Annotated in this window: 18 protein-coding genes; 8 read left to right on the forward strand and 10 right to left on the reverse strand. The window is 59.4% G+C overall.

The genetic code is table 11. The features are described from left to right. Window positions 1-19: 19 nt before the first annotated feature. The 3 genes from cgtA to rplU all read right to left on the reverse strand — a co-directional run bounded on the left by cgtA (window position 20) and on the right by rplU (window position 2,061). A complete protein-coding gene (cgtA, locus tag ACF6ZU_RS08595; protein WP_008028831.1) occupies window positions 20-1,243 on the reverse strand; it encodes an Obg family GTPase CgtA in 1,224 nt (407 codons plus the stop codon). Between the two features lie 193 nt (window positions 1,244-1,436). Next, window positions 1,437-1,712, reverse strand: coding sequence for a 50S ribosomal protein L27 (rpmA, locus tag ACF6ZU_RS08600; protein ID WP_003215862.1), 276 nt, complete (start codon window positions 1,710-1,712; stop codon window positions 1,437-1,439). Between the two features lie 34 nt (window positions 1,713-1,746). After that, the gene (gene rplU, locus ACF6ZU_RS08605) at window positions 1,747-2,061 is read right to left on the reverse strand and encodes a 50S ribosomal protein L21 (protein ID WP_003176051.1); all 315 of its coding nucleotides are present in this window, start codon (window positions 2,059-2,061) and stop codon (window positions 1,747-1,749) included. Between the two features lie 240 nt (window positions 2,062-2,301). Here rplU and ACF6ZU_RS08610 point away from each other — a divergent pair, with 240 nt between their 5' ends. From ACF6ZU_RS08610 to ACF6ZU_RS08620, 3 genes are all read left to right on the forward strand, one after another. Beyond that, complete coding sequence (locus tag ACF6ZU_RS08610; RefSeq protein ID WP_392891553.1) at window positions 2,302-3,270, forward strand: polyprenyl synthetase family protein; 969 nt, start codon at window positions 2,302-2,304, stop codon at window positions 3,268-3,270. A 167-nt stretch (window positions 3,271-3,437) separates the two neighbouring features. Next, the gene (locus ACF6ZU_RS08615; protein ID WP_392891555.1) at window positions 3,438-3,779 is read left to right on the forward strand and encodes a zinc ribbon domain-containing protein YjdM; all 342 of its coding nucleotides are present in this window, start codon (window positions 3,438-3,440) and stop codon (window positions 3,777-3,779) included. 205 nt (window positions 3,780-3,984) lie between these two features. Next, window positions 3,985-4,242 (forward strand): hypothetical protein, encoded by a 258-nt coding sequence (locus ACF6ZU_RS08620; RefSeq protein ID WP_392891557.1) that lies wholly within the window; start codon window positions 3,985-3,987, stop codon window positions 4,240-4,242. A gap of 114 nt (window positions 4,243-4,356) precedes the next feature. Here ACF6ZU_RS08620 and ACF6ZU_RS08625 read toward each other — a convergent pair whose 3' ends face one another. The 3 genes from ACF6ZU_RS08625 to ACF6ZU_RS08635 all read right to left on the reverse strand — a co-directional run bounded on the left by ACF6ZU_RS08625 (window position 4,357) and on the right by ACF6ZU_RS08635 (window position 6,111). Then, window positions 4,357-4,974 (reverse strand): FKBP-type peptidyl-prolyl cis-trans isomerase, encoded by a 618-nt coding sequence (locus ACF6ZU_RS08625; protein ID WP_017340863.1) that lies wholly within the window; start codon window positions 4,972-4,974, stop codon window positions 4,357-4,359. 121 nt (window positions 4,975-5,095) lie between these two features. Next, a complete protein-coding gene (locus ACF6ZU_RS08630; RefSeq protein WP_392891559.1) occupies window positions 5,096-5,407 on the reverse strand; it encodes a DUF6482 family protein in 312 nt (103 codons plus the stop codon). A 215-nt stretch (window positions 5,408-5,622) separates the two neighbouring features. Beyond that, window positions 5,623-6,111, reverse strand: coding sequence for a TIGR00645 family protein (locus ACF6ZU_RS08635; RefSeq protein ID WP_392891560.1), 489 nt, complete (start codon window positions 6,109-6,111; stop codon window positions 5,623-5,625). Between the two features lie 160 nt (window positions 6,112-6,271). Here ACF6ZU_RS08635 and ACF6ZU_RS08640 point away from each other — a divergent pair, with 160 nt between their 5' ends. Further along, window positions 6,272-8,101 carry a hypothetical protein gene (locus ACF6ZU_RS08640; RefSeq protein WP_392891562.1) on the forward strand — a complete coding sequence of 610 codons (1,830 nt, stop codon included), beginning with the start codon at window positions 6,272-6,274 and terminating at the stop codon, window positions 8,099-8,101. A gap of 5 nt (window positions 8,102-8,106) precedes the next feature. Here ACF6ZU_RS08640 and ACF6ZU_RS08645 read toward each other — a convergent pair whose 3' ends face one another. Together ACF6ZU_RS08645 and ACF6ZU_RS08650 are read right to left on the reverse strand one after the other, a co-directional pair. Continuing rightward, entirely contained in the window at window positions 8,107-8,448 is a 342-nt protein-coding gene (locus ACF6ZU_RS08645) for a hypothetical protein (RefSeq protein ID WP_392891564.1), read from the reverse strand. A gap of 317 nt (window positions 8,449-8,765) precedes the next feature. After that, entirely contained in the window at window positions 8,766-11,204 is a 2,439-nt protein-coding gene (locus tag ACF6ZU_RS08650) for a Lon protease family protein (RefSeq protein ID WP_392891566.1), read from the reverse strand. A 274-nt stretch (window positions 11,205-11,478) separates the two neighbouring features. Here ACF6ZU_RS08650 and ACF6ZU_RS08655 point away from each other — a divergent pair, with 274 nt between their 5' ends. The 4 genes from ACF6ZU_RS08655 to ACF6ZU_RS08670 all read left to right on the forward strand — a co-directional run bounded on the left by ACF6ZU_RS08655 (window position 11,479) and on the right by ACF6ZU_RS08670 (window position 15,253). After that, window positions 11,479-11,967, forward strand: coding sequence for a DUF3015 domain-containing protein (locus tag ACF6ZU_RS08655; protein ID WP_041065261.1), 489 nt, complete (start codon window positions 11,479-11,481; stop codon window positions 11,965-11,967). 231 nt (window positions 11,968-12,198) lie between these two features. After that, window positions 12,199-14,052, forward strand: coding sequence for a DUF4105 domain-containing protein (locus ACF6ZU_RS08660; protein WP_392891568.1), 1,854 nt, complete (start codon window positions 12,199-12,201; stop codon window positions 14,050-14,052). Between the two features lie 279 nt (window positions 14,053-14,331). Next, window positions 14,332-14,688, forward strand: a complete 357-nt coding sequence (locus tag ACF6ZU_RS08665) for a hypothetical protein (protein WP_392891570.1) — start codon at window positions 14,332-14,334, stop codon at window positions 14,686-14,688. A 70-nt stretch (window positions 14,689-14,758) separates the two neighbouring features. Further along, window positions 14,759-15,253, forward strand: coding sequence for a GreA/GreB family elongation factor (locus ACF6ZU_RS08670; protein ID WP_392891572.1), 495 nt, complete (start codon window positions 14,759-14,761; stop codon window positions 15,251-15,253). Here the strand turns inward: ACF6ZU_RS08670 and gdhA are convergent. Continuing rightward, window positions 15,250-16,587, reverse strand: coding sequence for an NADP-specific glutamate dehydrogenase (gene gdhA / locus ACF6ZU_RS08675; protein WP_392891574.1), 1,338 nt, complete (start codon window positions 16,585-16,587; stop codon window positions 15,250-15,252). The genes ACF6ZU_RS08670 and gdhA overlap by 4 nt on opposite strands. Window positions 16,588-16,936: 349 nt before the next feature. Next, window positions 16,937-18,601, reverse strand: a complete 1,665-nt coding sequence (ettA, locus tag ACF6ZU_RS08680; protein ID WP_157712661.1) for an energy-dependent translational throttle protein EttA — start codon at window positions 18,599-18,601, stop codon at window positions 16,937-16,939. Window positions 18,602-18,753: the final 152 nt, after the last annotated feature.

The raw sequence follows: 18,753 nt of genomic DNA on the forward strand, positions 1-18,753 counted from the left end.
TCAAGTTTATCGCAACGGATCAGTCACGCACGTAAATGATTTCCGGGCCGTCTTCATCATCCACATCTTCTTCATCCCAATCATCGTCGCCGATGTCGTGGACCGACTTCACGCCGCTGCGACGCAGGGCACGCTGGTCATCCAGCGCCTGCAATTGAGCGCGCGCTTCGTCTTCGATGCGCTGATCGAGATCGGCCAGCTCTTCCTTGTAAGCCGGGTCGTTGGCCAGGCGGTCTGCACGATCTTCCATGTAGCGCATGATGTCGTGGCACAGACGCTCGGTGCCCAGCTTGGAGATCGCGGAGATCACATAGACCGGACCGGTCCACTCCAGGCGATCAACGATTTCCTTGACGCGAGCATCGTGCTCTTCTTCAAGGATCTGGTCGCACTTGTTCAGCACCAACCAACGATCACGCTCAGCCAGGGACGGACTGAACTTGGTCAGTTCGCTGACGATCACTTCTGCGGCATCCGGAGCACTGGTGTCATCCAGCGGCGCCATGTCCACGAGATGCAGCAGCAAGCGGGTACGCGCCAAGTGCTTGAGGAAGCGAATCCCCAGGCCCGCACCATCGGAAGCGCCTTCGATCAGACCCGGAATATCCGCGACCACGAAGCTTTTCCAGCGATCGACGCTGACCACACCCAGGTTCGGCACCAGCGTGGTGAACGGGTAGTCGGCGACTTTCGGCTTGGCGGCCGATACCGAGCGAATGAAGGTACTTTTGCCGGCGTTCGGCAAACCCAGCAGACCCACGTCAGCCAGCACTTTCATTTCCAGCTTGAGATCACGCGCCTCACCCGGCTTACCCGGAGTGGTCTGACGCGGAGCACGGTTGGTACTGGATTTGAAACGAGTGTTACCCAGCCCGTGCCAGCCGCCATGAGCCACCAGCAGCTTCTGACCGGCTTTGGTCAGGTCGCCGATCACTTCCTGAGTGGCAGCGTCGATGACCGTGGTACCGACCGGAACACGCAGTACCAGCTCTTCACCTTTCTTGCCGGTGCAGTCGGTGCTGCCGCCGTTGGAACCGCGCTCGGCATCGAAGTGCCGGGTGTAACGGTAGTCCACCAGGGTGTTGAGGTTTTCGTCGGCGATCATGTAGACCGAGCCGCCATCACCACCGTCGCCGCCGTTCGGGCCGCCGTTTTCGATGAATTTTTCGCGACGGAAGCTCATGCAACCGTTGCCGCCGTCACCGGCCTTTACTCGAATCGATACTTCATCAACAAACTTCATAACAAAACGCCTCTCGCCATACGGACGAGCCGAAAAAATCCAGACATAAGACTCTTGCAAAAATGAGCGCAGCGACCTCAATCAACGACCGCAAATCCAGCGCTGGAGCTCATTACAAACAGCTTTGCAAGAGACTCACCCCACAAACGAAAAAGCCCCGTCGCGAGACAGGGCTTTTCCAGCATCTACGTAATTATGCCGCGACGACTTCAGTCTTCGGGACAATGCTCACGTAACGGCGGTTGAAAGCGCCTTTTACTTCAAACTTGATCACGCCGTCGATTTTAGCGAACAGAGTGTGATCTTTACCCATGCCAACACCGTAACCGGCGTGGAATTGGGTGCCGCGCTGACGCACGATGATGTTGCCCGGAATGATAACCTGGCCGCCATACATCTTCACGCCAAGGCGTTTGGCTTCTGAGTCGCGACCGTTACGGGTACTACCACCAGCTTTTTTGTGTGCCATGAGTCAATTCTCCTAGTGAGGAATTAGGCTGAAATTAAGCCTGAATACCGGTGATTTTGATCTCGGTGTACCACTGGCGGTGGCCCATACGCTTCATGTGGTGCTTACGACGACGGAACTTGATGATGCGGACTTTATCGTGACGACCTTGGGAGATCACTTCAGCCACAACGGTAGCGCCGGCAACAACTGGAGCGCCGATGTTCACGTCATCGCCATTGGCGACCAACAGAACGCGATCAAAAGTCACGGATTCGCCGGTAGCGATTTCCAGTTTTTCAATCTTCAGGTATTCACCTGGGGCGACTTTGTATTGCTTGCCACCAGTAACAATTACTGCGTACGACATGGTATTTCTCCGATAATCCTGCTCACCCAGCTCTTTATAAGAAGAGGTATTGGCTGGCATGGCTGCATAAGGCTGGAAGGCCTGTTTGCAATTGCGTAAGGCAGGTGCTGCCCAGGAAGTTCAGGGTGCGCGATTGTACGCAAGCTGCCGGGGCGATGCAATAGGCCGTCCATCGCGCCTTGACACCCGCCGACGTGGGTCCTAGCATGCCGCGCAACCCTTCTGGAGCAACTGTCGCTGATGCAACCCCAAGCTTTCTACCGCGCGGTGGCGGACGATTTTAGCGCCGTCGACGGCATCATCAAGAAGCAGCTGACTTCCCGAGTGCCGCTGGTATCGAAAATCGGCGACTACATTACCTCGGCTGGCGGTAAACGCCTGCGTCCTTTATTAGTGCTGCTGTGTGGCAAGGCCCTTGGCCGCGAAGGCGACGATCTGCGTCTGCTGGCTGCGACCATCGAGTTCCTGCACACCGCCACCCTGCTGCACGACGATGTGGTCGACATGTCCGGCATGCGCCGTGGCCGCTCGACCGCCAACGCCATGTGGGGCAACGCACCGAGCGTGCTGGTGGGCGACTTCCTGTATTCGCGCTCCTTCGAAATGATGGTCGAGCTGGGCTCCATGCCGGTGATGAAGATCCTTTCGCAAGCCACGCGCATCATCGCTGAAGGCGAAGTGTTGCAGCTGTCGAAGGTCCGCGACGCCAGCACCACCGAAGAAACCTACATGGAAGTCATCCGCGGCAAGACCGCGATGCTGTTCGAAGCCTCGACCCACAGCGCCGCGGCCCTGTGCGAAGCATCGCCGGAACAGGCCGAAGCCTTGCGCACGTTTGGCGACCACCTGGGCGTAGCCTTCCAGCTGGTCGACGACCTGCTGGACTACAAAGGCGATGCCGAGACCCTGGGCAAGAACGTCGGCGACGATCTGGCCGAAGGCAAGCCGACCCTGCCGCTGATCTACACCATGCGCGAAGGCACGCCCGAACAGGCGGCACTGGTGCGCCAGGCGATCCAGAAAGGCGGCATCGAAGACCTGGAGAGCATTCGCGAGGCGGTTGAGGCCTCCGGTTCCCTCGAGTACACCGCACAACTGGCCCGCGACTACGTGGCCCGTGCGATCAAATGCCTCGACGCGCTGCCCGCCAGCGAATACCGCGATGCATTGGTCGAGCTGAGTGAGTTCGCGGTCGCCCGCACGCACTAAGCGCTTTTCTGTAGGAGCGAGCCTGCTCGCGATGGTCGCCAACGAATACGCGGGATTTCTGAATGCCCGCGTTATCGTTAACGTCCATCGCGAGCAGGCTCGCTCCTACAGAGTCAAAACCCTATACAATGTGCGACTTTTAGCGATCCTGAAACCAAGGAGCCTTAGTGAGCACGTTGCCACCCTGCCCGAAATGCAATTCCGAATACACCTACGAAGACGGCGCGCAGCTGATCTGCCCGGAGTGCGCCCACGAATGGTCCGCCACTGGCGAAGCGGAAACGGCATCCGATGACGCCGTGAAAAAGGACTCTGTAGGCAATGTCCTGCAGGATGGCGACACCATCACCGTGATCAAGGACCTCAAGGTCAAGGGCACCTCTCTGGTGGTCAAGGTCGGCACCAAGGTCAAGAACATCCGCCTGTGCGATGGCGACCATGACATCGACTGCAAGATCGACGGCATCGGCCCGATGAAGCTCAAGTCCGAGTTCGTCAGAAAAGTCTGAGCCTGTTGTATTCCATCCCGCGCCCGGCGTGGGATGGTGCTTCGCCCTCCCCGCCTCGCCCTGCATTCCCTCGCGATAGCCAAACGCCAGCCGTTTTGACCTTACGCAATCTTTACCCGGAAAAAATCACAAACCGCCAATAGGTCCTTGCTATTTGATGAATAAGAATTATTCTCATTGAACCCAATCAATGGAGATGAGACCCATGACTTATTTGATCGATGCCTGGCTGGACCGCCCACATCCCTACCTCAGGATCCTGCATCGGGAAACCGGGGAAGTCTGTGCGGTGCTTGAGGAAGAAGCCTTGAACGAACTGCAGGATCAAGGTGATCTGGACCTGAATGGCTTGAATTCCAGCGAGCCGGTGGTGCTCAAGGAAGTGGTGAGAAATCTGTTCCTGTTCTGCTATGCCCGGGCGTTGCGCCCATCGCATGAACTGCAGCACAAGATCGAAATATGAGATCGCTGCGAAACCTTGTAGGAGCCGGCTTGCTGGCGATTGCATCACCGCGGTGCAACTGAAACACCGAGGCGCATGGATCGCCAGCAAGCCGGCTCCTACAGGTTCAAAGGCTTACAGAACGTCGAGCAGCTCGACGTCGAAGACCAGTACGCTGTGCGGCGGAATGCTGCCAACGCCTTGAGCGCCGTAAGCCAGTTCGCTCGGCACGTACAGGCGCCATTTGCTACCGGCGTTCATCAGTTGCAGGGCTTCGGTCCAGCCAGCGATTACGCCGCCCACCGGGAATTCTGCTGGCTGGCCACGATCGTAGGAGCTGTCGAACACAGTGCCGTCGATCAGGGTGCCGTGGTAGTGAGTACGAACGGTGTCTTCACGGGATGGCTTGGCGCCTTCACCGGCGGTCAGCACTTCGAATTGCAGACCGGAAGCCAGGGTGGTGATGCCATCGCGCTTGGCGTTTTCAGCCAGGAAGGCCAGGCCTTCGCCAGCGGCGGCTTCAGCTTTGGCAGCGGCTTCGGCTTGCATGATTTCGCGGATGACCTTGAAGCTCGCGGACATCTCTTCCTGGCCCACACGGCTTGGCTTGCCGGCGAACGCGTCGGTCAGGCCTGCCAGGATCGCGTCCAGGCTAACGCCCGGTGGCGGGTTGTCGCGCAGTTGGTCGCCCAGCTGACGGCCAATGCCGTAGCTGACGCGGGTTTCGTCGGTGGACAGATTTACTTCGGACATGACACTGCTCCGCTGTGCGGACGGCCCTGGAACTTGCCGTGCGTGCACAGCGCGTCCCGGAGCGCCCGGAACCAAAAGGGCGAGCAGACTAGCACAGTTGTCGATGCGCTGATGAGAGGCGTCAGTGCTGCCAGGCAGAACCGAAGGCAATGGGCACCTTCAGACTTTCCCCAACGCTCCCGCCGAGCCCGCACATTTCGTCGTGAACCGAGGCGTGCACAAGGTTGAACGGCAAGGTGGGAAAGTCATGCAGCACTTCACGCGCATGCTCGACCGAGCGCAGGTGCACCATCTGGCCGCGCGCATCACTCAAGGGATAGGCGGCACCGTGCATGCGCGCCTCCAGCAGGTAGATCCCGCCTTCCATGGAGATCAGGTTCAGCTCATCTACCTTCCCGGCGATGGCATAAGCACGTAATTCGACAAAGTTCATGAACGCACCTCACGCAGTGGCGAGCCAGCATCCTTACAGGCATAGGCCCCACAGCTTCAAAGTACAAGCCATAAACGCCACCGCCCGTCTGTTTCACACCCCCCATGTAGGAGCGAGCCTGCTCGCGAAGAACTCCAGAGCTCCGCGTTCATCCAGGATGCACGCGTCATCGTTGACGTTCTTCGCGAGCAGGCTCGCTCCTACAAGGGCAGCACTCAGTGCTTGGTGAGTTTGTCCAGGTAGCCCATGGCAAACGCCGACACCACGAAAGTCATGTGGATGATCACGTACCACTTCAAATGCTCTGGATCGACGTTCTTGGCGTCCATGAAAATCCGCAGCAGGTGGATCGACGAAATCGCCACGATCGATGCCGCGACCTTCATCTTCAACGAAGACGAATCCATGGTGCCCAGCCAGTTGAGCTTTTCCTTGTTGTCGTCGATATCCAGCTGAGAGACGAAGTTCTCGTAACCGGAAATCATCACCATCACCAGCAAACCGCCCACCAGTGCCATGTCGATCAGCGACAGCAGCACCAGGATCACTTCCGACTCAACCATCGAGAAGATGTTGGGGAGAATGTGGAAAACTTCCTGGAAAAATTTCAGCGCCAGGGCCAGCAGACCGAGGGACAGGCCGAAGTAGATCGGCGCCAGCAGCCAGCGGGAGGCGTACATTGCGTTTTCGATAAAGCGTTCCATTGAATCTCACACGTGGGCTTGGAAATGGCCGCGAGTATACCAGCCGCCCGTTACAGCCAGAAACACTCGCAAAATCCGCCACCTGCGCGTGTGTCACAAGGTTTTTCTGCTAGTGTCCAAACCATTGACTGCTCAGTGATATCGGACAGGAAGACGGGAAATGCATGTGCGATTACCTTTGATGAGCACCGCGATTTGTCTGGCTCTGCTGATGAGCGGCTGCTCACCGGACGAGGAAAAACGCCAGGTCAGCCTTGAGGAAAAGACCGCGCAGTTCGAAACCGCCCTGGAGGCCATCCAGGACCCGAAGCTCAAGGACGCCGTGGCCGAACTGGGCGGCTCCCTGTTGTTGCTCGAGCGTGCGCAACTCAAACTGGACAGCAAACCCGTGGAAACCGAATACGGCGAAGACGTACTGGCAGTGCTCAAGCACTACCCCACGCCGCAAGCGCTGGTCGATACCTACATCAACGGTTTGATCGTGCTGCACAAGGATTCAAGCTCCGACTACCTGACCGACCTGCAGCCGGTGTTCCCCTTCAACTTCAGCATTCCGGCCGAGTTTCTCTTTCCCCATGGACTGGAATGGCAGTCGGTGACCCTGAGCAACAAACGCGTGATCCCCTTTCAGCCCGAATGGTCGGAAACCGATCCCGGCATTCAGTTGAGCCCGTCGAGCTCCAACCTGACCAACCCCGACGATCTCACCGTGACCTACCCCTTCATCGACGGTCTGGATGTGGAAAACAAGAACCAGCCGCAGCCGGTCAGCCTGCAAGGCAAGGTCGAAGTCATCGCCCCGCGCAGACTGCACAGCTTTGATCTGACGAAAAAGGACGTGGGCCAGTCGCTCACCGATGGCAACCTGAGCGTTACGCTGCTGACGCTGACAAACAACTACGCCGAAATCGAATACAACAACAGCGCGCCATTAGCTCCGGAAGTCGGTGAGCCCCCTGTCAATCCGGTGATCGTCCAGGCCAGGGACAGCACCGGGCAATTTCTCTCGCGCTCGGGCTCGATCAACCAGACCGCCGCGCAGATTGCCTTCTATCAAAAACAACTGGCGAAAATGCAGCAGCAGAAGGCCTGGAGCGAAGCGTTCGAAAAACAGCTCGAAGAAGAGCAGCGTGCCTTTGAGAAGCAACAGAAAAACCACTACTCCAAAGTGTACTTCAATGGCCCGATCGATCGCCTTGAGGTCAGCCTGCTGGACTTCTCGGCCGCTACCGTGACCCGCAAGGATCTCAACCTGCCGGTCCTGCGCTTCGATCAGCACACCACCGCAAAAGCCATCCAGCCACTGACCCTGCCCGTGGTGGTGTACGACGATCAGGCACCCACCTGGCTCAAAGGCGCGACGCTGACCGAGGAGCAATTGAAAAAGAGCGTCAGCATCCGGCAATCGGTCGATGACCCCAGCGCTGCGCGCATCGAGTTCGATCACACCCGCAGTTTCAATGATGAATTGCTGGGCACCTCTTTCAACCCCGGCGACAGCCCGGTTACCTTCTTTACCGAGGACAGCAGCGGTAAACGCGACGAGCCGATCGAGCTGCCGCCAGAGGCCTATCAGATCGACCCGCTGCGCAGCATCATCACCTATGACCTTAACCTGTTTGCGCAAACGCCGGCCTTCGCGGTGGGCTCGATGCCGCTGTTCCTGGCGACGGTCGACAAGCAAACGGTCGACGCCAGGCAACTGCCCAAGGGCCTGGAATTGAAAGGCAATGCGCTGGTGGTTGATCTGAAGCTGTTTCCCGCCCAGGACTGGCGCTTTTTTGCCCAGGACGACAGTGGAAACTATCTCAAGGAGATTCTTTCGGTCGTACACGATGCGAGCGCGGAAGGCCCGGCGTTATTTGGCGTGCATTACTTCTATGGCCAGCCGACGCGTCTGGAAACCTACCAGCGCACCGACCTCACCACCGTGCAATATGGTTTCGAGGTCAAGCTCGACAAGGCCGATACGTCCAGCCTCGATCAATAGCCCGCTCAGTGGTCGGGACGAAACTCGAAACCGCCCAGGCTGCGGCAACGTCCCCCGTTGATTTCCCGCAGTTGGGCTTGCAGGTGCAGGCACCAGATCTGCGGATCATCGGCCAGCTCATAGCCGTGCAGGGTCAGGCTTTCCACAATGGTGTCGAGGATTGATTCAGCCGCGAAGGGGCCATGAAACGGGCCTTGGGCCTTGATGGCTGACGGTTGCTCGCCGGCCATTCCGGCGGCGAAGAGCAGAGTCCACATGCCCTTGTCACCCGCTAACGGCTTGATGGCGCATTCGATACGGGTCACAAGACCCAGGCATTGACGCGTAAGGCAGAGGTTGCGCGACATGGCGGCGACCCTCGGTAGATCCGGTATTCAGCCCCCACGGGAGAGCTGTTTCGATCCAGTGATTACTGTCGACATCCCTGAGCAGAGAATAGAAGAAAAGTGTGAGCCGTACGGCAACTGAGACCAGAAGGCGCCGAATGGTCATTGTGTGAAGTTTGACGTCAGAGTGATGGCACATTCTCAGGTTTAACCGAATACCAATGTAGGAGCGAGCCTGCTCGCGATAGCGGGCTTCCAGCCAACACATGTGTTGGCTGACAGTCCCTCATCGCGAGCAGGCTCGCTCCTACAGGGGATCGCAGTGTTCCTTAGATTGGTCAGGCCGGCTTGGCTTCCGCCAGTGCTTCCTGCGCCGCTTCCTTTTCGGCTTCCTTCAGGTCTTCTTCGCTGATCATTTCCGCAATGACCCGCAACCGTTCCACCACCCGCGCATTCACGCTGCCTTCAGGGAACTCGCCGTTCTCGTCCGGCGCACCGGCAGGCTCGCCGACCAACAGGCTCAACGCCTCGTCCGCCTGACGCACCGCGTAGACATGGAATTGCCCCGCACGCACCGCCGACAGTACCTTCTCATCCAGCATCAGCGTGGCCACGTTGGCGTGAGGAATGATCGCGCCCTGCTCGCCGGTCAAACCACGGGCTTCACAGAGGCGGAAGAAGCCTTCGATCTTCTCGTTGACCCCGCCCACCGCCTGCACTTCACCGAACTGGTTGATCGAGCCGGTGATCGCAAAGCATTGCTTGAGCGGGGTTTTCGACAAGGCCGAAATCAGCGTGCAGGCCTCGCCCAGCGACGCACTGTCGCCATCGACGTAACCGTAGGACTGCTCCAGGGCGATACTCGCGGAAATCGCCAGCGGGAATTCCTGGGCATAACGGCTGCCCAGATACCCGGTGAGGATCATCACCCCTTTCGAGTGGATCGGCTGACCAAGGTTGACCTCGCGCTCGATGTCGACAATGCCGCTGCCGCCCGGATAGACCGTGGCGGAAATCCGCGCCGGCACACCGAACGCCGAATCGCCGACTTCCAGCACCGTCAGCCCGTTGCACTTGCCGACAGCCGCGCCATCGGTGTCGATCAGGATGATCCCGGCCAGCATGTCATCGAGAATCCGCGCCGAAACGCGCCCGGTACGGGTCGCCTTGGCCTTGAGCGCACGTTCGATGTGCCCGGCGTCGGTCATTTCGTCGCTCGCCAGGTGACGGATGAAATCCGCCTCGCTGACCAATTGGAACAGGTCACCGATCCGCGCCGACAAACGCCCCTGATGCTCGGCCAAGCGCGCGCTGTATGTCGCCAGGCGCGCGACCGCATCGGCCGTCAGCGGCGCCATGCCTTCTTCCGAGGTACGGGTTTTCAACAACTGGGCGAACTGCTCCAGGCTTTCGTCGACCATCGGGATGTCTTCGTCGAAATCCACCAGGACGCGGAACATCTCCTGGAAGTCCGGATCGAGGTCTTGCAGCGTGTAATACAGCTGACGCGCACCGATGATGATGACCTTGACCTGCAACGGGATGTGTTGCGGTGTCAGGGTCACGGTGGCGAACCGGCCCATCTCGCCCAGTGGCGACTCCATTTTCAGCTTGCGCGATTGCAGGGCGCGCTTGAGCGCATCCCACACGAACGGCTCGCCGAGCATTTTTTCCGCTTCAAGAATCAGGAAGCCGCCATTCGCGCGGTGCAATGCCCCCGGACGCAACTGCCGATACGTCGTGTACAGCGCGCCCTGGTCAGTGCTGTATTCGATGCGGCCAAACAGGTTTTCGTAAGTCGGGTGCGGCTCGAACACCACCGGCGCACCACCGCTGGCCGAGTGACCGACCACCAGGCTCGGCGCGTATTGCTCTTCGAGCATCTTGCGGGCGACGGCATCGGCCTTGCTGTCGTCGACCAGTTGCTCGACCACGGTTTTCAGCAGGTAGACCTGCATCGCTTGCAGGTAACCGCATACGGCCGCGTTCTCGGCGTATTTTTCCGACAACGGCGACAGCAAAGGCTGCAATGCCAGGGTGATGGTTTCTTCGTTGAGGTGGCGCAGCTGATTGCTCGACTCGCGCTTCCACTGCGGCAGGCTGGCGAGCTCTTCGTTCAGGCGCTCTTCCAGGCCGGAAATGTCTTCGTGAAAACGCTCGCGCTCGGCTTCCGGCAACTGGGCGAATTCCGCTTCGTCGAGGGCCTTGCCTTCGCTCATCGGGGTGAACGCGATGTTGCTGGCGTCGCGGTACAGCGCGACTTCCTTCTCCAGCGCCAGGCGCTCGATCACGTCCAGCGCCTTGTCGTAGCGCTGGTTGAAGGCGCGGTCGATGGCGCTTTTCTTCTGCTGGTAGGACGGGTGTTCGAACACCGCGGGAAACGTCGCCAGCAGGTTGTCGATCAGGCCGTTGATATCACCGATGAATGCGCCAGCGGTGCCTGATGGCAATTCCAGGGCGCGGGGCTCGCGGGGCTCATCGAAATTGTTGACGTAGACCCAGTCCGCCGGGGTCTGCAGGCGTTTGCCTTCGGCCTTCAGGTAGCGTTTGACGAACGAGAACCGGCCGGTGCCAGGCTCGCCCATGACAAAGACGTTGTAACCGGGGCGTGGCATGGCCACACCGAACTGCAAGGCTTCAACCGCACGTTCCTGGCCAAGCACACCGCGGAAGGGCTCCAGATCATTGGTGGTAGAGAAGCTGAACTGTTCAGCGGAAAACGGACGGGTCAGCGCTTCGGGCGCTAGACGCAAGCTGGCAGCAACAGGATCAGGCATCGGGCTTCCTTACATCAGGCGGGGCAGATAGCGGCATTCTGGCGCTGCCTATACCCCACTTGCAAGGCGCGCCTTGAGTCAAAGCATAGTCAAACCGGCATCCCCAGGCGGGCCGGGTCTAAATCAGGGTTTTCAACGAATATTCCGTAAAAAATCACGGAACCCTTGGAACGTGCCTAAACTCCAAACTGCGCGGCTGGAACAATAACCGGCCCACTGGCGCCAGATCGGGCCAGACCCTGTCCATTGGTATGCACATAAAGAGAACAAAGCTATGAAACGGATTCTTCTCGGTACTCTCTTCACCGTTGTATCCCTCAACGCCATGGCACAAGCGCCAGGCGGCCCGGATTGCGGTTGGGGCAACATGCTGTTCGAAGGTCAGCGTGGCACCCCGGCTCACTTCCTGGCATCCACCACCAACGGCACTTCCGGTAACGCAACTTTCGGTATGACTTCCGGTACCAACGGTTGCTCGACTAACGCGTCGCTGACCTATGGCGGTAAATCCTGGTTTGCCATGAATGGCATGATGAACGAGCTGTCCGAAGACATGGCTAAAGGTAACGGCGAAGCGCTGACTACCTACGCCGTGGTACTGGGCGTGGCGCCGGAAGACCGTGCGCACTTCGCCGCCGTCACTCACGAGCACTTCCAGCAGATCTTCAGCAAGGCTGACGTGACCGCAGAAGATGTGCATACCAACACCCTGGCCGTTCTGAAAAGCGATCCTCGTCTGGCCAAGTACGCGACTCAAGCTTAAGCTCGACCCCGCCCGCTCCTTTCGGGGAGCGGGTTTTATTTTTTGGACCTGCCCCTTTCTGGGTAATGCCGTTCACTGTAGGAGCTGGCTTGCCAGCGATGGTCGTTAACGATGACGCGTGTTTACTGGATAAACGCGGCGCCTTAGAGGCCATCGCTGGCAAGCCAGCTCCTACAGGGGAAAGCATCAACCGCGCTGGGTCTTTATTTATTTCGACTTAAGTTGCCCACTATGCTCAAACGCCTTGCCTGGCTGGCGCTCTGTGTCTGCGCCCCGCTGTCCGCCGCGCCTCACATCGACAATCAACGTTTGCAGCAACTGGCCAATGATCCCTTCTGGATTTCCCTGGGTCATTACGAAACCGCCAAGCTCGGCGGCTGGCGCAGCTACGTCAGCGACAGGAAATTCTTCCTCGCGCCCGACGGCAACGAACACCCCGATCGCGAACTCGCAGCGACCGTCCAGGCGCTGTACGCCCCGGCCAGCGCTGGCGAAAAGCACGCGCAATGCGTCTACCCGGCGCGTACCCGCTGGCTCAAGGCGCAACTGAACCTGACGGATCTGCCCACCCTGGACTGCGCGGAATTCAAGCAATGGTTCAAGGATGTCTCGCCCCACAGCGCGGTGATGATTTTCCCGGCCGCTTACCTGAACAGCCCGTCCTCGATGTTCGGCCACACCCTGTTGCGCATCGATCAGGCGGATGTGCAGAGCGACAAGACGTCGTTGCTCAGCTACGCGATCAACTTCGGCGCCTACATCGAAGGGTCGGACAACAGCATCCTTTACGCCTGGAAAGGCTTGATGGGCGGCTATCCTGGCCTGTTTGCGCTGGTGCCGTACCAGGAAAAACTCTCCGAATACCGCAGCCTCGAAAACCGCGACCTCTGGGAATACCGGCTGAACCTGACCCAGCAGGAAACCGAACGCATGGTCGAGCATGTCTGGGAGCTCAAGCAGATCCAGTTCGACTATTTCTTCTTCGACGAAAACTGCTCCTATCGCCTGCTGGAACTGCTGCAAGTGGCGCGCCCGAGCCTGCGCCTGACCGAACAATTTCCGCTGACCGCCATTCCCACCGACACGGTCAAAGCCGTGAAAGAGGCCGGCCTGGTGGAATCCATTCAATACCGTCCGTCCCGCGAGCGTGAGCTGCTGAGCCGTGCCGAACCGTTGAATCCTGAGGAACAGCAGTGGGTGCTGAAAGTCAGCGCCGACCAGAAACAATTGCAGGAACCGGCGTTCAAGGCGCAACCCCGTGAGCGGCAGGCACTGATCATCGACGCGGCTTACCGACTCGAACGCTACCGAGCCAACGGTCAGGAGCGCGACCCTGCACGGGCCCAGCGCAGCTTTGAACTGTTGCGGGCGATCAACCAGAATCCGGCGCCGGAGCTGGAAATTCCGCAACCCGGCCTGCCCGAGGATGGCCATGAATCACGCACCTGGCAGGCCGGCATCGGCACCCGGGGCGACAAGGCTTTCGGTGAGTACGGCTTGCGCATGGCCTACCACGACCTCAACGACAACTCGGAAAGCTTCCCCCTCGGCGCGCAGATCGAAATCCTGCAAATGAAACTGCGCCAGTACGAAGGCAATCAATGGCAATTGCAGCAACTGGACCTGGCGACCATCCGCTCCCTGACGCCGCGCAATGAGCTGCTGCAACCGCTGTCGTGGCAAGTCACCGGCGGCCTTGAGCGCGTGCCGGGCAAAAATGACGACGAAACCCTGGTCAGCCACGTCAACGGCGGTGGCGGCGGCACCTGGCAGTTGAGCGAGGACATGCTCGGTTTTGCCCTGGGCACCGTGCGCGTCGAGCACAACAACGACTTCGCCGGGTTCATCGCGCCAGCGGCGGGATTCAACAGTGGTGTGTTGTGGAAAAACCCGCTGGGCAACTTCAGCCTGGAGGCCAAGGGGGATTTCTTCACCAATGGTGAAGTGCGTCGTAGCCTGAGCCTGAATCAGCAGTGGGAATTGTCGCGCAACCTGGGGGTACGTTTGAGCGCCCAGCGGGAGTTCAGCCACCTTTCCACTCCTGAAAACGAAGTGATGCTTGAGCTGAAGTGGTATCACTATTGACCTCTGTAGGAGCCGGCTTGCTGGCGATGGCATCACCGCGGTGTAACTGAACGACCGCGTTGATGCCATCGTCGGAACGCCGCCCGCAGCAAGCCGGCTCCTACAAAGCGATGGCACCACCGCAGTGTCACTGAACGACCGTGTCGATGCGATCGCCGGCAAGCCGGCTCCTACAAGGATGTGCGTCGGCCAACGGATTAATCACGGGGTTTTCACAGCGATCTCACGAACCCGCTCCTAGACTTTACCCATAGGCCGATTTGTGGCCGGGAGTCCGAGATGTGGCGTTGTGTGGCTGTGGTGGTTGTGTTGCTGTTGTGCGCGGGTTGCCAGACAACCCACGAAGATCTGATTGCCAAGGGCTATCCGCCTGCTTTCGCGGACGGCTTCGATGACGGTTGCAGCAGTGGCCGGCAGGCGGCCGGGGCCATTACCGGCGAGTTTCGCAAGAACGTTCCCCGCTACCTCAAGGACCAACAATACGCCGAGGGCTGGAGCGATGGCTTCCGCCAGTGCCAGGCCATGCGTGAAAGCGAGGACCGCGACGACTATCGCAGCCGTCACTGGGACGACCGCGAAAAGGCCTGGCAGCAACAGAAGGATCAGGACACCGCCCGTGCGTTTCGCTCGCAATGAGTCGCTGCCAGACATCCATCGAAACTAAAAGCCTGTGACCATGGCCCAAACCCTATAACGGGAGGACACCATGAGTCGCGCTTTCGTCAACGAAGACAACGCCGCAGCACAAGCCGATCAGCCGGTCGAACGGCAGATCAGCGCGCAGCCCAATTACGTCACGCCCGCCGGATTCGCCCAGTTGCAGGCGAAAGTCGCCGAGCTGCAATCCCTGCACGGCGAACAACAGGCGAAAGGTGAACAGGCCGACAAACAGCGCCTGGCCGACCTCGAACGGGATTTGCGGTACTTCAATCAGCGCCTGCAAAGCGCTCAGGTCGTGACCGCCGCCCGTTCAACGCAAAAGGTGCAGATTGGCAGCCGCGTGACCTTCGCCGACGAACACGACACCGAACAAACGGTGCAACTGGTCGGCGAAGACCAGGCCGACGCCTCGGCGGGCCTGATCAATTGGGGCTCGCCGCTGGGTCGGGCGCTGCTCGGGGCGCAACTCGGCGACGAGGTGCTGTGGCAACGCCCGGCGGGCGATCAGACGATCGAAATCATCCGCATCGAACCGGCTTAAACCACACCCTGGGCGAGCATGGCGTCGGCGACCTTGACGAAGCCGGCGATGTTCGCGCCTTTGACGTAGTTGATCCGGCCGTTCTCCTCGCCGTAATGCACGCAAGCGTGGTGGATCGACTGCATGATGGCGTGGAGCTTGCTGTCCACTTCGCCGCCGGTCCACAGCAGACGCATGGCGTTCTGCGACATTTCCAGACCACTCACCGCGACACCGCCGGCGTTGGACGCCTTGCCTGGCGCGAACAGGATGCCGGCCTCGATAAACAGGTCCACGGCCTCCAGGGTGGTCGGCATGTTCGCGCCTTCCGCGACACAGAGGCAGCCATTGCGCAGTAGGGTGCGAGCCGCCTCGGCGTCGAGTTCGTTCTGTGTCGCGCACGGCAACGCGATGTCACAACTCAATGCCCACGGGTGCTGACCCGCCAGGAATTCCAGGCCGAATCGGCCGGCCAGTTCACTGATCCGCCCACGCTGAACGTTTTTCAGCTCCAGCACCGCCAGCCATTGCTCCTCGGTCAATCCGCTTTCGCAGTAGAGCGTGCCTTCGGAGTCGGACAACGAAATCACCTTGCCGCCCAGGTCCATGACCTTGCGCGCCGCGTACTGCGCGACGTTGCCCGAACCCGAGATCGCCACGCGTTTGCCTTCGACGGTTTCACCGCTGCGCTTGAGCATTTCCTCGGCGAAGTACACGCAGCCGAAACCGGTGGCCTCCGGGCGAATCAGGCTGCCGCCGTAGCTCGGGCCCTTGCCGGTCAGCACGCTGGTGAACTGGTTGCTCAGGCGCTTGTACTGGCCGAACAGGAAACCGATTTCCCGGGCGCCCACGCCGATGTCGCCGGCCGGGACGTCAACGTCCGCGCCAATGTGACGGTACAACTCGCTCATGAAGGCCTGGCAGAAGCGCATAACTTCCGCATCGCTTTTGCCTTTCGGGTCGAAGTCCGAACCACCTTTGCCGCCGCCCATGGGCAACGACGTCAGGGAATTCTTGAAGGTCTGTTCGAACGCGAGGAATTTCAGTACGCCGAGGTTCACCGACGGATGGAAGCGCAAACCGCCTTTGTAAGGACCGATGGCGCTGTTCATCTGGATGCGGAAGCCGCGATTGACCTGCACCTTGCCCTGATCATCGACCCAGGAAACCCGAAACACGATTGCCCGCTCAGGCTCGCAGATCCGCTCCAGAATCCCGGACGTCAGGTAATGCGGGTTGGCTTCGAGAAACGGCCACAGGCTGCGCAGGACTTCTTCCACGGCCTGGTGGAATTCGGGCTGGTCAGGGTCGCGTTTTTTCAGGCGGGCCAGGAAGGATTCAACGGATTCGATCATGGAAAAGTCTCGGCAAATTTATTGTCGTTGGAAGAGATTGGGCCGGACTTTAGCAAAGGAAACGCGCACAGCAATAGAGCAAAATGTCGCGTTTATGAAATTAAATGGTGCGCAGGATATAAATAACCCTCATTTTTCGACTATTTCCGCACCGAAAAAGGGATTCAGGATTTCAGTTTCGCACCATTAGTTACACCGCTATCGCGAGCAGGCTCGCTCCTACAATTTGAAATGCATTCCCCTGTAGGAGCGAGCCTGCTCGCGATGAATACACCTCGGTACACCTGAAAAAACGCGAAAAAAAACGGAGCCCGAGGGCTCCGTTTTTTCATGCAACCAACCTGATAAATCAGGCCAGTTTCTTGTGCCGTACACGATGCGGTTGTGCAGCCGCTTCGCCGAGACGCTTTTTGCGATCGGCTTCGTATTCGGTGTAGTTGCCTTCGAAGAACACCGCTTGCGAATCGTCTTCGTACGCCAGGATGTGCGTCGCCACGCGGTCAAGGAACCACCGATCGTGAGAGATCACAATGGCGGCGCCCGGGAAGTCCAGCAGGGCTTCTTCCAGGGAACGCAGGGTTTCGACGTCGAGGTCGTTGGAGGGTTCGTCGAGCAGCAGGACGTTGCCGCCCTCTTTCAGGGTCAGGGCCAGGTGCAAGCGACCGCGCTCACCACCGGACAGGTCCTTGACGAACTTCTGCTGATCGCCGCCCTTGAAGTTGAAGCGACCGACATAAGTACGCGACGGAATCTCGTAGCTGCCGATGCGGATCTGGTCCGAACCGTCGGAGATCTGCTGGAACACGGTCTTGCTGCCGTCCAGGTCTTCGCGGCTCTGGTCGACGCAGGCCAGCTGCACGGTTTCGCCGACTTCGATGCTGCCCGAATCCGGCGTTTCCTTGCCCATCAGCATGCGGAACAGGGTCGACTTACCGGCACCGTTACCGCCGATCACGCCGACGATGGCGCCTTTGGGCATGGAGAACGACAGGTTGTCGATCAGCACGCGGTCGCCGTAGCCCTTGGTGACGTTCTTGAACTCGATGACCTTGTCGCCCAGGCGGGGACCAGCCGGGATGTAGATCTCGTTGGTTTCCGAACGCTTCTGGAATTCCTGCGACTGCATTTCTTCAAAGCGTTGCAGACGAGCCTTGGATTTCGACTGGCGGGCCTTGGCGCCTTTGCGCACCCACTCCAGTTCTTCCTTCATGGCTTTTTCGTGAGCCGACTGCTGCTTGGATTCCTGGGCCAGACGATCGGACTTGGCTTCCAGCCAACCCGAATAGTTGCCCTCGTAAGGAATACCCGCGCCGCGGTCGAGTTCCAGAATCCAGCCAGCGACGTTGTCCAGGAAGTAACGGTCGTGCGTGATCGCTACCACGGTGCCCGGGAAGTCGTGGAGGAAATGCTCCAGCCAGGCAACGGAATCGGCGTCCAGGTGGTTGGTCGGTTCGTCGAGCAGCAGCATGTCCGGGGCGGACAGCAGCAGGCGGCACAGGGCCACACGACGTTTTTCACCACCGGAGAGGAATTCGACCTTGGCATCCCAGGCCGGCAGGCGCAGCGCATCGGCGGCGACTTCCAGTTGGCGATCCAGGTTGTGGCCGTCGCTGGCCTGCAGGATGGCTTCGAGCTTGGCCTGTTCGGCGGCCAGTTTGTCGAAGTCGGCATCTTCTTCAGCGTAGGCCGCGTAGACCTCGTCCAGGCGCGCCTGGGCGTTCTTGATCACGCTGACCGCTTCCTCGACCACTTCACGCACGGTCTTGGTCGGGTCCAGGATCGGTTCCTGTGGCAGGTAGCCGATGTTCAGCTCCGGCATCGGGCGGGCTTCGCCCTCGAATTCGGTGTCGACGCCAGCCATGATTTTCAGCAGCGTGGACTTACCCGAACCGTTGAGGCCCAGCACGCCGATCTTGGCGCCGGGGAAGAAGGACAGCGAAATGTTTTTCAGGATTTCCCGCTTCGGCGGAACAACTTTGCCCAGCCGATGCATGGTGAAGACGTATTGAGCCATGGAGAACCTTGGGTCAGTGACAGATGAATGATTGGAGCGCAGGCGATGCCTGGCCAGACCGTGCGCGTCATCCGCTTGAGGTTATCAATACAGGCGCGCTGAAAAAGTCTGATTCTAGGAGCTGGAACGCTCCCGCGTAACCGGCAAAGCTA

Origin of the sequence: Pseudomonas migulae (assembly GCF_043225285.1) — a bacterium.
GTDB classification, from domain to species: Bacteria; Pseudomonadota; Gammaproteobacteria; order Pseudomonadales; family Pseudomonadaceae; genus Aquipseudomonas; species Aquipseudomonas migulae_C.